The organism is Paenibacillus sp. 7541 (assembly GCF_002276395.1).
Classification (GTDB): Bacteria; Bacillota; Bacilli; order Paenibacillales; family Paenibacillaceae; genus Paenibacillus_AQ; species Paenibacillus_AQ campinasensis.
Map to the genome: position 1 here is coordinate 23101 of NZ_NQLZ01000038.1, position 14086 is coordinate 37186.

At 52.5% G+C, this 14086-nt stretch carries 12 protein-coding genes; 2 read left to right on the top strand and 10 right to left on the bottom strand.

What is annotated here, in order from left to right; genetic code table 11:
• Nucleotides 1-94 precede the first annotated feature (94 nt).
• The 9 genes from CHH75_RS20770 to CHH75_RS20810 all read right to left on the bottom strand — a co-directional run bounded on the left by CHH75_RS20770 (nt 95) and on the right by CHH75_RS20810 (nt 10305).
• On the bottom strand, nt 95-370 hold the full coding sequence (locus CHH75_RS20770) for a spore coat protein CotJB (RefSeq protein WP_095399082.1): 276 nt from the start codon (nt 368-370) through the stop codon (nt 95-97).
• A 6-nt stretch (nt 371-376) separates the two neighbouring features.
• A complete protein-coding gene (locus CHH75_RS20775) occupies nt 377-598 on the bottom strand; it encodes a spore coat associated protein CotJA (protein WP_095267251.1) in 222 nt (73 codons plus the stop codon).
• 159 nt (nt 599-757) lie between these two features.
• Nucleotides 758-1789 (bottom strand): sporulation integral membrane protein YtvI, encoded by a 1032-nt coding sequence (gene ytvI / locus CHH75_RS20780; protein ID WP_095399083.1) that lies wholly within the window; start codon nt 1787-1789, stop codon nt 758-760.
• A gap of 40 nt (nt 1790-1829) precedes the next feature.
• The gene (locus tag CHH75_RS20785; protein WP_095267249.1) at nt 1830-3149 is read right to left on the bottom strand and encodes a hemolysin family protein; all 1320 of its coding nucleotides are present in this window, start codon (nt 3147-3149) and stop codon (nt 1830-1832) included.
• A 24-nt stretch (nt 3150-3173) separates the two neighbouring features.
• A complete protein-coding gene (gene yfkAB / locus CHH75_RS20790; RefSeq protein WP_095399084.1) occupies nt 3174-4313 on the bottom strand; it encodes a radical SAM/CxCxxxxC motif protein YfkAB in 1140 nt (379 codons plus the stop codon).
• A 125-nt stretch (nt 4314-4438) separates the two neighbouring features.
• Nucleotides 4439-6715, bottom strand: coding sequence for an MMPL family transporter (locus CHH75_RS20795; protein ID WP_095399085.1), 2277 nt, complete (start codon nt 6713-6715; stop codon nt 4439-4441).
• An 18-nt stretch (nt 6716-6733) separates the two neighbouring features.
• Nucleotides 6734-7831 carry an HD-GYP domain-containing protein gene (locus CHH75_RS20800; RefSeq protein WP_095267246.1) on the bottom strand — a complete coding sequence of 366 codons (1098 nt, stop codon included), beginning with the start codon at nt 7829-7831 and terminating at the stop codon, nt 6734-6736.
• A 114-nt stretch (nt 7832-7945) separates the two neighbouring features.
• Nucleotides 7946-8773: an undecaprenyl-diphosphate phosphatase gene (locus CHH75_RS20805; RefSeq protein ID WP_095267245.1), complete on the bottom strand. Its 828-nt coding sequence runs from the start codon at nt 8771-8773 to the stop codon at nt 7946-7948.
• Between the two features lie 95 nt (nt 8774-8868).
• The gene (locus CHH75_RS20810; RefSeq protein ID WP_095399086.1) at nt 8869-10305 is read right to left on the bottom strand and encodes a bifunctional metallophosphatase/5'-nucleotidase; all 1437 of its coding nucleotides are present in this window, start codon (nt 10303-10305) and stop codon (nt 8869-8871) included.
• 111 nt (nt 10306-10416) lie between these two features.
• Between CHH75_RS20810 and moaD the strand changes: the two genes are divergently transcribed.
• Both moaD and CHH75_RS20820 read left to right on the top strand, forming a co-directional pair.
• Nucleotides 10417-11151, top strand: a complete 735-nt coding sequence (gene moaD / locus CHH75_RS20815) for a molybdopterin converting factor subunit 1 (protein ID WP_095399087.1) — start codon at nt 10417-10419, stop codon at nt 11149-11151.
• Between the two features lie 105 nt (nt 11152-11256).
• Nucleotides 11257-12318, top strand: coding sequence for an HD-GYP domain-containing protein (locus CHH75_RS20820; RefSeq protein ID WP_095267242.1), 1062 nt, complete (start codon nt 11257-11259; stop codon nt 12316-12318).
• 349 nt (nt 12319-12667) lie between these two features.
• On the opposite strand, the gene sufB is transcribed toward CHH75_RS20820, so the two are convergent.
• Nucleotides 12668-14065, bottom strand: coding sequence for a Fe-S cluster assembly protein SufB (gene sufB, locus CHH75_RS20825; RefSeq protein ID WP_095267241.1), 1398 nt, complete (start codon nt 14063-14065; stop codon nt 12668-12670).
• Nucleotides 14066-14086: the final 21 nt, after the last annotated feature.

Consider the following 14086-nt stretch of genomic DNA (forward strand, 5'->3'; position numbering starts at 1 on the left):
GATTGTACCGCCTCCTTTATAAATTCCCCGCTTCCTTGGCCTGTTCGGGGGCCGCCAGGGCTTCTCCGGCTCGGCCCGGGGGCCCGAACTGTGCTCACACTTGCCATGGCCAAGGGCCTTGTGGCCATTCAAACGGATATTTCGAATAGGCCCGGCCAAAGTTTTGCAGCGGGCCGTACATTTCCTGAAACTGCTTGGCAAGAATCGTCCGCTCCTGCGTGACCTTGTTAAACTGTTCAATGCTTTTCAAGTCATCCGGATGGGTATCGAGATAGAGATTCAGTTCCACCAGTACAAAATCGAGGGCCTGCAGCTGCTCCAGCAGCTCATAGTATTGGCGGTCGCCCACCTTAGGCGCTGCATCCGTCATGGACGATCACTCCCCTTTGAATTTTCTGGACGTGTACGGACTGTATAAGGACGGCCATAATGTCCCGTGCTTCAAGGCTTCCGCGGGGCTGAACTGCGGCAAACCAGCGGGCTGGAACACCACATACTGGTTTACGGGCACAACATACGTTTTATAATGCTTCGGAGGGCAGGGATCGAACGGTGAGTGAAACAACGGGTACGCCCGCTCCTCTGGATTCTGCTTCAAGAGAGATTCCTCCTTTATCGGTTTATCATTCGTTTGGGAACCTGATCCTTTCGACTCTTCGTATTTAACATATGTCGTTCGCCCAGAAAATGAACTGGAAATTGACAAAAAAAACCTCTTCTCCGGCGTTTCGCCAGGAAGAGGCTTGGCACTTTCGTCCTAAAATTTGATTTTGATCTGGAACAGGCCCGCCTTACGCATGGCGGAATAAATAATGATAACCACCGGTCCGACAAAAAAACCGATCACCCCGATCAGCTTGAAGCCGACATACATGCTGATCAGTGCAGGAAGGGCCCCGATGCCCACCGCATCGCCGATCACCTTCGGCTCCAGCACGCGTCGTATAATTGTGATCACAATAAACAGCATAATCAATCCGACCCCGGTAAACACATCGCCCGCAAACAGCAGATAGATCGCCCACGGCACCAGTACCGAACCTACGCCCAGAATCGGGAGTATATCAACGACCGTCACAAGCAGCGCAATGGCCATCGGATAGTTGACGCCGAGAATGAGGAGTCCAAGCAGTGTCACGACATAGGTGAACATGCTCAGAATCAGCTGGGCACGGAGAAAGCCAAAGATCGACTTTTTCAGGCTGCCCAGCACTTCGGTTACCTGCGACTGCGATGATTCGTCAAACAGGGACAAGACGCTTTCCTGCATCGTATTCATACTGAATCCGAACAGGTACACCGCTACAAAAAATACGATCGAGCTGACAAACAGATTCGGCAGCGTCTTGGCAAACGAGAGCACAGCCGAGGATACGGAATTGACAATGGACTGAATGTAGGAAGAGATATTCGACATAAACTCGGTCAGGCTGTCCGCCAGTCCGGGAGAAATGCCGTTTAGCACGTCCTGCGCCTGCAAAATGGTTTCCTGCAAAATTTCATTCGCGCCTTCGAAATAAATCGGCGCACGGCTCCAGTACTCGACAAGCTGGCTGAACACCTGCAGGCCGATCACATAGACCAGGAGCAGCAATAGCAGCAGGAAAAGGGTGCTGGTGATCGTCGCCGCACCGATCCGGTTGATCTTCATGTTCCGGATCATGAGCCGATTCAAAGGCTCCAGCGATATGGCAATGACAATCGCCAGCAGAAACGGGGCTCCTACCGTAAACATCATGTATAACAAAAAGAGACCCAGGCTGATAAAAATCAGCTGTTTAATGGACATAGCGCTACTCCCCACCTCATCGTGTGTTCCGGTTCATATCCTACTCCAAGCTTTCTTGCGGCTTACGGTGAATCATGACGCGGATTACCCTAAGGTCTGTAGCTTCCTCAACCTCAAAAGTCGTTCCGTTATAGGTGAGCTGTCTTCCGATAACCGGCTTGCCTTCAAGCTCTCTGAACAGCCATCCTCCGATGGAGTCCACGGTCTCTTCCTCGATGACCACACCGGTCAAATCGTTCACTTCTTCAATCAGCATCCGGCCGTTGACAGAATAATAGTCGTCATAGATTTCGATCTCTGGCCGTTCGTCTTCAAACTCATCATGAAGATCCCCGACGATCTCCTCAACGATCTTCTCGACGGTCAGAATGCCTGCGGTTCCTCCGTATTCGTCCACCACAAGGGCCATCTGTTCATGCCGGTCCTGCATCAACCGAAGCACCTGGCTGATCTCCATCGTCCCCGGCACGTCCAGAATCGGCCTGACAATCGAGGCCAGATCCCCTTGCTTCTCTGGCGAAGCAAGCAGGAAATCAGTGATGTGCACAAATCCGATAATCCGGTCCTTATTGTCCGTAGCAACGGGATAACGGGAATGCTTCGTCTTGCTGATGATGCGTAGATTCTCCTCCACGGAATCATTCGTGAACAGACAGTCTACATCCGTCCGGGGAAGCATAATCTCCCTTGCGCGCAGATCGGCAAAATCAAACAGGTTGTCCATCAGCTTCATTTCGTTCTGATCAATCACCCCGCTCTTCGCGCTCTCGCTCATCAAGATTCGGATTTCTTCCTCGGAATGCGCACCCTCGGCTTCCGATACCGGCCTTACGCGCAGCAGTCGCAGCACCCCGTTGGCCGATACGTTGAGCAGCCAGATGACCGGAAGAAACAAACGATAGAACCATAGGAGCGGAGCCGACAGCAGAAGGGCTGTTCGCTCCGTTCTCTGAATGGCCAGCGACTTGGGAGCAAGCTCTCCTAACACAATATGCAGAAAGGTAATGATACAGAAGCCGACCACAACGGAAATCGTTGTAATGAGCCGCCCGTCAGTGTAACCCATGCTGTGCATGAGCGGTGCGATCAGCAGTCGGGAAATCGCCGGCTCCCCGATCCAGCCAAGCCCGAGCGAGGTGAGCGTAATCCCGAGCTGCGTTGCCGACAAATAGGCATCCAGCTTGCGGTTCACTTTAAGAGCGAAGCCCGCCAGCAGGTTGCCCTCGCTCACAAGCTGGGTCAATCGGGACTGACGCATCTTGACGAGGGAAAACTCAGCAGCCACAAATACGCCATTCAACAGGACAAGCATAAATACCAAGAATAAATTCAAAATCAGTTTCCCGACCTCAAATTCCATGGTGGTACGCCTTCTTTCCGGATTCTAGTTCGTCATCGCTGTCCTCGATTTAAAGTCTACGCCCTGATAATACATATCCGCTACCAGCAGATTAGGTCCGCAGCAATTCGCCGCATCGCAATGACAGTTGACCGTCTGGTTCAGCGGATGGCCGGTTAACCACGAGGCAAAGATGTCATCCAGCCTCTGTTCTTTAATATTACCAAATGGAGGAATGTCTGCAAAATCCGTCACATATACGTCCCCGGAGAACAGATTCACATTGACCCGGTTGCGGCCGTCAGGATCGTTACGGACGGTCACATTGGGCTCTTTCCACAAGCGGCGGATCAGATCCAGGTCGCTGTCATCCGAGCTGCAGGCAAAGAACGGGAGCGTGCCGAACAGCATCCATATGTCCGGATTGCGGGCATCCAGCAAACGATGGATCGCCGCTTTCATATCAGCCAGCGGCAGCACCGGCAGCGTGGATGCAAAGTTCGAAGCATACATCGGATGCACCTCATGGCGCTTGCAGCCCATTTGGTCGATGAGGCGGTGGATGCCATCCAGCTTCGTATGGGTGCGGTAATTGATCATGGATTCGGCGGAAATAAACATCCCGGCCGCACTCAGTTGTTCCGCATTGCGGATCATCGTCTCATACAGACGGTAGGCTGCCTCTTTCGGAACGGGGTGCGGGCTGTTCTTGAAGCCCACTTCATAGAAATCGTCCCCGTTTAAATAGTTGAATGATATATGCATCACATCAAGATAGGGCAGCATCTTCTCGTATCTTCCCAGATCGAGCGTCAGATTGGAGTTGATCTGGGTCCGGATCCCACGCTCCCGGGCATATTTAAGCAGGGGCACGATGACGTTGTCCACCGTTTTTCCCAGAAACGCCGGTTCCCCGCCGGTCAGACTGATCGTCTGCAAATGCTCCACTTCATCCAGCCGCTTCAGCATCATATCCAGCGGAAGCATCGGCGCCTCCTTCATGACGAGCATATCGCCCACCGCACAATGCTCGCAGCGCATATTGCACAGATGGGTCACCGTCATCTCCACGCTTGTCAGCACATGTCTGCCATGCTCGCGCAGTGAAGTGATTGGATCCCAGGGATCGTAGCTCGGAGAGAGCGGGATGAGGCTGGACTGTACAGGACGTGCCGTATAACTCATGTATTTTCACCTTATTTCTTTGAATTACCGATTTCAATCAGCACAAATGATATTTGCGCCTACGGTTTGATCATATCCATCGTATGATTATAACATACCCGGTTGAAGCCGTACTGCCACTTCGATCACGTTTTTCGATCCAGATCCCGGCTGTCTTGGTCCGGCATCGATGGGTCGATCGATGACTTCACTCGCTTCCGGGAAGCAAACATCCATCCGGGGCTCCACCAGTTGGCCCGGCCCAACAGCTTCATAAAGGCCGGAACGAGCAAAATCCGAATCAAAGTAGCGTCGAGCAGGACAGCGGCCGTCAAGCCGAGTCCGATCGCTTTCATGACCTCGTTGTCTGTGAACAGGAAGGCGCCTACGACCACGGACAGAATGAGCGCTGCTCCCGTAATCAACCCGCCGGTGTTCTCCAGGCCTTCAATCGTGCTCCGGTCATTGTCCCCGGTCCGCACATAGCTTTCCATGATCCGCGACAGCAGCATCACCTCATAATCCATCGAGATCCCGAATACCACGCAGAAGATAAGAATCGGCAGCAGCGCAAACAGCGATCCGGTATACGTTACCCCCAGCCACTCAGCGCCAACGCCCTCCTGAAATACCCAGGCGACCACGCCCAGGCCTGCGCCCAGACTAAGCACGTTCATCAGGCTCGCTTTGAGCGGAAGGAGAGTGGACCGGAAAGCAACACACAATATGATATAGGTAGCCAGAAACACGAATACCAGCACGGCTAGAGAATCACGGCTGATCGTTTGTATGATATCGTATTTATAAGCGGGATTACCGGTAACGTAGGTGGACAAGCCGTCCATCTCGATCCCCCGAAGGGCTTCAACCAGCTCTGTCGTTGACGGGTGCAGCTCTCCATGCTCCGGAACGACCGCCACAATGGCCATATTGCCGCGCACCACCCGGTACTGCTCCAGCTGCTCCCGGATATCCGCCTGCGCAAGGAGACGCATGACTTCATCCATCGACCCGCGCCCGATGCTGAGATAGCTTTCGACACGTCTTGCGTCAGGGAGCTGTCTCACTTCATCCATATAGGTCTTCAGCAGCTCGATGCTGCTGGGATCATCATAGGGTGCGGGCAGCTCGACAGCAATCATGATCGGACCGAGCTCGCGGCTGTTATAGGCCTGCATCAGCAGCTCTTGCCCGTAACGGGATTCATAAGCCGGTGGCAGCACCTCGGCATCGGGAATCGTCAAGCTCAAATTTTTCAATGGCAGCATGGCCCCCAGCAGCACCAGGATGACGGCAATCGATACACTTACAGGACGCGCCATCACAAAGCCGGCGATTGTATTCCACAGGCCGGACGAAGCGCCCGCTCCGCGCTTGCGTGCAGGCAGGACGGGCAGCGCATGGATTCGCCTGCCCAGCATGCCGAGCAGCCCCAGCAGAAGCGTATTCGCAGCCAGCACCGACACCAGTACAACGGTAATGCCTCCGATGCTGAAGGAACGAAAGATCGGCAGGTCGATAAAACCCATGGCCACAAATCCGATCAGCACGGCCGTCCCGGAAAATATGACCGCTTTTCCCGCAGTGGCACAGACGATCCCGACGGCGTGAGCCGGGTCAGCGCCGCGGTCGATCTCTTCCCGGAACCGGCTGACGACCAGCAGCGCATAATCAATGCCGACAGCAAGCCCGAGCATGGTGACAACATTCGGCAGGAAATTGCTGATGGTGCCATCCACCAGGGCCGGGAAATAAAGGGCGCCCATTGTCACAATCACGCTCGTCACGCCGACGATGAGCGGCAAGAGTGCGGCGGTCACATTCCGGAACACCAGCAGCAGGATGATAAGCGCTGCCGGGATGCCGATCAGTTCGGCGCGGATAATATCACTCTTGATCGCCTCGTTCATATCCGCAAACACCGCGGTGCTGCCTGTCACATAGACATCGGCGCCCGGAATGTCCGGAATCGCACTGCGGATCGTCTCGTACTGGGCAAGCGCCTCCGATGCTTCCATATCCAAATATACTTTCGCTGAAACGATATGATTCTCTCCGGCATCATGCGTCGCCAAATTCCAGTACATGGATCTGACATAGGAGCTGGACGCAAACGGCGCAAGCTCGTCCATCAGCCGCCGCTGGGCCGTCCCTGTCGTCAAATTGTCGCCATTGTTGCTGACAATGACGATATCGAGAATGGCCGAGGATAGGTCCAGGCCCTCCTCAAGCTTCGTAATGGCGATCTGGGAAGGGGAACTTTCGGAGGTAAAACCGTTGTGCTGCAGCAATGCAGGCAGCTTGAACGCGAGCGGAAGCAGCGCCAGAAACAGAATCAGCCATACCGCAGCAATGGCTCGGCGAAAGCGGAACACCATTCGCCCCCATATGTAGAGCTTTGAGTCACGGCCATTATGCTTCACGGTCTAACCTCCTTGCAGTTATATCGATTGTGTCTGGTTGTCTCCAATACCGGCGATCATCTTCGTCAGACTTTCCGACAAGTCCAGCTCATATGGCGGAGTCACCGGCTGTCCTTCAGAATCCGTCAAAATTCGCACCACAGGCCGATGAGGAACATGAGGATGAATCCGGGATACCACCCCGGTCTCCCCTGTGTGAAGCCTCACCGTCAGGCCGACAGGATAGATCGCCACCCTGTCCCGAAACAAGGCAAGAAACGGCTGCTCGTAGAGCGTGCCTGAACCGGTATACATGACCTCCACCGCTTCATGTGGAAGCATCGCCGGCTTATATACCCGCCTGGATACCATGGCATCATAGGAATCGACGATGCCGATCCACTTGGCATAATCATGGATATCGTCACCCTTCAGCCCCCGCGGGTACCCGCTGCCATCCAGCCGCTCATGATGCTGCAGGGCGCAATGGGCCGACAGGAGAGGAATGTTCGGTTCATCCTTCAATATTTTAAAGCCGATCTCGGTATGCCGCTGGATCTCGCGGAACTCTTCCTTGCTTAAAGCGCCGGGGCGGTTAAGCAGCTCAGGCGGCGTTCTCGTCTTGCCGATGTCATGCAGCAGCGCCCCCAGCCCCAGCACCTTCAATTCATCCTTGCTGTAACCATACGAGATGCCGAGCACCATCGTATATAGGCACACATTCAAGGAGTGGCGGTACAAATTGTAATCATTCGTATGCATGTCGGTCAGCAGCACCATCGATTCTTGATGGCTTGCGATTTCATCCATAATCGAATCCATCAGTCCGCCAAAGGTTTTTCCCAAATGAAGAAAGCTCCCTTTCAAATGGCTCTGGCTCTCCAGATTTCTGAAGCTGGACTGGATCGAGCGGATCGCTTTGAGCCGCGTCTCTTCCGAGACCAGCTCAGGGATGACGATATCCTCCGTCAGCTTGTCCTTGATGTATACGTATCCGAGGTCCATCCCTTGCAGGCGGCGAATCATTCCCTCCGACAGCTTTACACCCTCCGCAAGCAGCACCAAACCGTCACTGTTGTATATATTTCTCGCAAGAATCATTCCCGGGCTCAGTAATTTAACAGGTATAAGACGCAAACCGTCACTTCCTCTGCAGTCATTCAATGAATGGGAGCCTAAACCATTTATCCAAATGGAAGAAGCATTCCGTAAGGTAAAACTCATCCTGCTGCCTGTGAAGGAGAACAGGATTTAATGCATAATAAAGAGCCAGAACAGTGCGGCAAGAACAAATCGGTAAATCGCAAAATGAGTTAACCGGATCCTTTGAATCAGTCTCATAAAGACAAGCACTACGAAATAGGCCACAACAAAAGAAACGATAAACCCGACCGCAAACACGCCCAGCACATCGGAACTTAAATACCTGTATGAATCCAAAAGCTCATATCCTGATGCCGCGCACATGATCGGAATGGCGATCAGGAACGAAAAGTCCGCGGATGCCCGGTAGCTGACCCCGCTCAGCATCCCTCCGGCAATCGTGGAACCGGAACGGGAGAACCCGGGCCAAAACACCGATATAATCTGATAAAGACCGATCATCAAGGCCTGCTTGTAGCTGAGATCATCCAGCTCATGCGCCGTGATCTGCGCTTTATGTTTATTGTACCATTCGGAAAATATCATAAAAATGCCTCCGGCCACAAGCGCATATAATACGGTCTGGACGTGAAACAGGCTTTTGATGAAATCTCTCGCAAAAAATGCTACAACAAGCGCGGGTGCAATGCCGAGAAAGACATGCAGCAGATCCAGTCTTTTCTTCTTCGGCGAGCGCTTGGACAGCGGCTCAACCCGCGTCCAGCCGAGCAGATCCAGAATCCGGCGCCAATAGACGAGCGCAATGGCAAGAATGGCCCCTAGCTGTATCACGACCTCGAACGTTTTCATGACCGGTGTCTGATCGTCATATCCGAGCAGCTTCGTTGTCAATATCATGTGTCCTGTCGAGGACACCGGGATAAACTCCGTTAATCCCTCTACGATCCCTAGAATGATGGAGGTTATAAAATCCATATCGATCCCCTTCCTTCACCTTTGTCCTCCTATATGTATGCTTGGACAATGGAAGTTAGTCATGGGATCGGGTAGGCTCATCCGCCGCTTCAGGATCAATCAAGCCAGCGCGGAATCAGCGTTTGCTCCAGTGCGCCGGGACGGGACAGCTCATCGCGCAGCAGGTCCCTGATGAACTCCGGCAGCATGTATACCGTATCCTGGCCATGAGAAAGCGTCTCATAGCCGACCTTAAACGTGAACATATCCAGAGTGCCTACCGTGTATTCCCTGCTCCGGTCGAGCGGCTCGCCCTGGACGGTGATTTTCGAGATTTTGCGATAAGGCTCGGCGCTGGCATCATACCGGATCTCCATGCCGTCAACGGCCAATGCACCCAAAATGTAGCCGCGGAATCCGAATCCGAAAATCTTCTTCCCGCTGAATTCCTCCAGCAAGCTCTCCTCCAGCGCCTGCACGAGATCGGAGCCTGACAATTTAATGATGCACGGGTTAATGGGAGACGGGCACAGCGCATGCAGCATGCCCGTGCTGATCTCCCCTCCGGGCAAGGGACCGAGCAATTGACCGGCATTGACAACCGACAGCTGAGCCCCCGTATGGCGGCGTACCGCCTGAGCCAGCAGGTTCGCAAACGGAGATTCCCGCTCATAATGGATCGGAAGATCACGGGCTGTGACAGCGATCGTCTCGGACAGCGTCTCCTCAGCCCGCTGGCGATGGCGGATAATGGCATGTTCGACCTCCGGCTCCAGCAGCTCGTGGGTCACCGACAGCAGACGGCCTTCCTTACAGTCAAACGGTTCAGAGCGTGTCTTCCGCTCGAGGACAATTTTCCCGACATAGGCTCCGAATTTTCCAGCGGCGCAGACGGCCGTACGCTCGATGATCAGCGGCTCTTCCAGCACATGATGGGTATGACCGCCGAGAATTACATCGATGCCGTCCACATTCTCCGCAAGGCGCTTATCTATGGTTAATCCCAAATGAGATAATACGATAATGAGATCTGTCTTGTCCCGCAGCTCCCTGACCTGTTCAGCGATGGCCTGCTCTGGCTCCAAGGCATCCCAGCCAAGCAGCTGGTAAAAGCCGGAGAAAGCGGCGGTGGCGCCAATGATGCCGATCGTTATTCCGCCTTTCTCAAGGAGAATATACGGTTTCATCCAAGGTGGAGGGGTCCCTGTCCCCGTTTCGAGAATATTGCAGCATACAACAGGGCATTGAAGCCCGGCATAAATGGTGCCAAGCGTTTCCGGAGGAATGGTCAGACCTTCGTTGTTGCCGATGGTGATGGCATCGTATCCCGTCAGGTTAAGCACATCCACATTGGCCTGCCCCATCGTGCCCTCCGTTTCCGCAGCTGCACGATCCATATGATCGCCAACATCGAGGACGAGAACATGCTCCTGTCCGGCTGCCTCTTTTTCCCGGGAAATGATCGCCGCCACACTGCTCATCGTTTCAAAGTGACTGTGGATATCGTTCGTATGCAGAATCGTAAGCTTCTGTCTGCCGCTTTCCGCTTGCAAGATGACGGCCCCCTCTCTATCGTCGTTCAGCGTTTTTTCGTCCTTTTAGCATAACATTTTAACGGAGATTATGGTATATTGAGCCCATAAGAAATCAGAGGTGAAACAACAATGACAACTCCCTTGCATGTATTCCTATTCGCAGGACTGGCCGATCGCATCGGCTCCTCCTCGATCACTATGAACATCCCGCAATTGCCCGTGTCCGCCGGTGAGCTGAAGCAGCTGCTGAGCGAGGCATATCCTGACGCCGCCTCCCTGATTGCCGCCTCTTTTGTCGCTGTCAATCAAGAATATGCCCCGGCGGACCTTCTGATCCATGAAGGGGATGAAGTTGCGCTGATTCCGCCGGTATCCGGCGGGGATGGCCTTGGAGATCGAGCTGGTGCAAGCACGATGGCGACTGAGGATGGCATGTGCTTGATTACCAGCGAAAGTCTCTCCGTAGAAGACACACTTTCCAAGGTGCTGCATCCCGACCATGGCGCTTCCTTGTCTTTTGTAGGCACGACTCGAGAATTAACAGGAGAGAGAAGAACGGTGACGCTGGAATACGACGCCTATATTCCGATGGCTCTTAAGGAACTCGACAAAATACGTCAAAATATTGCAAAGAAGTGGCCGCCAAGCTTATGTGCCATTTCGCACCGGATCGGAACGGTTGGCATCGGCGAAATCAGCGTAGTTATCGCGGTTTCTTCGCCACATCGGGCCGATTGCTATGAGGCCAGCCGCTACGCTATTGAGGAACTGAAACGCACGGTTCCGATATGGAAACGTGAGATCTGGGACGACGGTTCGGAGTGGAAAGGTGCGCAGACAGGGACTTGGGACCCATCAAATTAGATAATTGGTTACGTTTTACGTTGAAAATCCATCTTTTACTTGCTAATATGAGTTTAATTACATTGATTTAACAATTAATTTAATGAGGTAAGAGGTGCTGTCATTTTGAAAGTTCATGTCTCGGATCTGATACCAGGCGATCAAATAGAGCAGGATGCTTTCAACAGTCATGGTGTACATATTCTACGAAAAGGAACCGCCCTTCGTACACAAGATATAGCGAAGCTGTTACAGCATAATATCGATTTCATTGAAATTGCACCGCGGGAGGAACAATCCAGCATCGCTTATGAAGCTCCATCAGAGTCTCAGGATCTGGTCGACAAGGTGACATCTCAATATGAATTGGCATTCGAGGGATGCGAAGCATTGTTCTCAGAGGCTCTGCAGACTGGCAGCTTTGATGAAGTCGTGGCTGAGGAATCCTTCCGGCCTCTGGCTCATACCATTAGCAAGCATAAAGATGCCGTCTCTCTTCTGCTGATGTTTAATAGCGATGATGATTATACCTACAGACATTCCATCCAGGTTGGCATGCTCTCCTATTATATTGCCACCTGGCTCGGCTACTCCGAAGAGGAAGCCTATGACATCGGCAAAGCCGGTTATCTTCACGATATCGGCAAATGCAAAATTCCGAAAGAAATCTTGGAGAAGCCCGGCAAGCTGACAAAGGAAGAATTCGAAACGGTGAAGCTTCATACGGTCTACGGCTATGAGTTGATCAGAGAATCGACCGATAACGAAGCCATTGCGCTCGCTGCACTTCAGCATCATGAGCGTATGGACGGCTCGGGGTATCCCCAGCGCCTGTACGAAGATGAGATCCACCCTTACTCGCAAATTTGTGCCGTTGCCGACGTGTACAGCGCTATGACGACCACACGGGTCTATCAGTCAAGACAGTCCATGCTTACCGCGCTGCGTGAATTACACCGCCTAAGCTTCGGAAAGCTTAGTGCCAAGCCGACTCATGCGTTTATTGAGCAGATGCTGCCGAATTTCATTGGCAAAAAGGTGCTGCTCACAACAGGCGAACAGGGAACGATTGTGATGAATAATCCGTCCAACTATTTCCGCCCGCTGGTTCAGGTTGGATCGCGATTCATTGATTTATCCAGGGAGTCCGAAGACGAAACCGCTATCAGGGACATTTTGCAAATTTAAGGTTAGGCTGATCTGCGGTGACTTCATTTCGTGCTGGCTATTATCCGTTTCTTATATCAACCGGCCCCCAGGCTAAAGCATCCCGTACATGCATGATGTGACGGGATGCTTTTTTATATCGTATAAGCCACTCATCCGGAGTCATCATCCCCTTTAATCCCCCACGTATCCCTCATAGGAAATCTACGGCACGCGAGGACCAGCTATGTATGTATAATGCAGCGCTTACTTAGTTACACTTTAGGAAAATATCGCAGAAACTGTATCCGCACAGGTGGTGGAATAAAAAAAGAAGGCGAACTGTGAAGTTCGCCTTCTGTCATTTAACATCGGTTGGCACCAGCAGAACTTAACCGATGGAGCCTTCCATCTCAAACTTGATGAGACGGTTCATCTCAACCGCATATTCCATCGGCAGTTCTTTCGTGAACGGCTCGATAAAGCCCATAACGATCATTTGCGTCGCTTCTGCTTCGCTCAGACCACGGCTCATGAGATAGAACAATTGATCCTCTGACACCTTGGATACGGTGGCCTCATGCTCAAGCGTAATGTTGTCATTCTTGATCTCGTTGTACGGAATGGTATCCGAGGTCGACTCGTTATCCAGAATCAACGTGTCACACTTGATGTTCGCTTTCGCGCCTTCCGCATTGCGTCCGAAGGAAGCAAGTCCGCGATAAGTTACTTTACCGCCATGCTTACTGATCGATTTCGATACGATCGTAGACGTTGTGTCCGGAGCCAGGTGAATCATTTTCGCCCCTGCATCCTGATGCTGGCCTTTGCCCGCAACAGCGATGGACAGTACGCTTCCTTTCGCCCCGCGGCCCTTCAGTACTACCGCAGGATATTTCATCGTCAGCTTCGAACCGATGTTGCCATCGACCCATTCCATCGTTGCATTCTCTTCAGCAACTGCGCGCTTGGTTACCAGGTTGTAAATGTTTGGCGCCCAGTTCTGGATGGTGGTGTAACGAACGCGGGCATTTTTCTTACAGATAATCTCAACGACCGCGCTGTGAAGCGAGTTCGTGCTGTAGATTGGAGCGGTACAGCCCTCTACATAGTGCACAAAGCTGTCTTCGTCAGCGATGATCAGGGTACGCTCGAATTGTCCCATGTTCTCGGAGTTAATGCGGAAATACGCCTGAAGCGGAATTTCACATTTCACACCTTTAGGAACATAGATGAAGCTGCCGCCGGACCATACTGCACTGTTCAGTGCCGCAAACTTGTTGTCTGCTGGCGGTACCACAGTTGCGAAGTACTCTCTGAAGATTTCAGGATGCTCTTTCAGCGCGGTGTCGGTATCCATGAAGATAACGCCCTGATCCTCAAGATCCTTCTGCATGTTGTGGTAAACAACCTCGGATTCATACTGCGCGGATACACCCGCCAGGAACTTCTGCTCGGCTTCAGGAATCCCCAGTTTATCAAAGGTTTCCTTAATTTCGGCAGGCACTTCCTCCCAAGTCTTTCCTTGCTTCTCAGAAGGTCTTACATAATACTGGATGTCATTGAAGTCCAGCTCGTCGAGATCGCCGCCCCAACGCGGAACCGCCATTTTCTCAAACTGTTCAAGCGACTTCAGACGGAAGTCCAGCATCCATTCAGGTTCTCCCTTAATGCGGGAAATTTCAGTGACAACTTCCCGTGTCAAGCCTTTGCCGGTCTGGAACACAGCCTTATGCTCGTCACGGAAACCATATTTATACTCTTCCAATTCAGGTGCTTTTTTAGCCACTAATCTTACCTCCCTATCGTA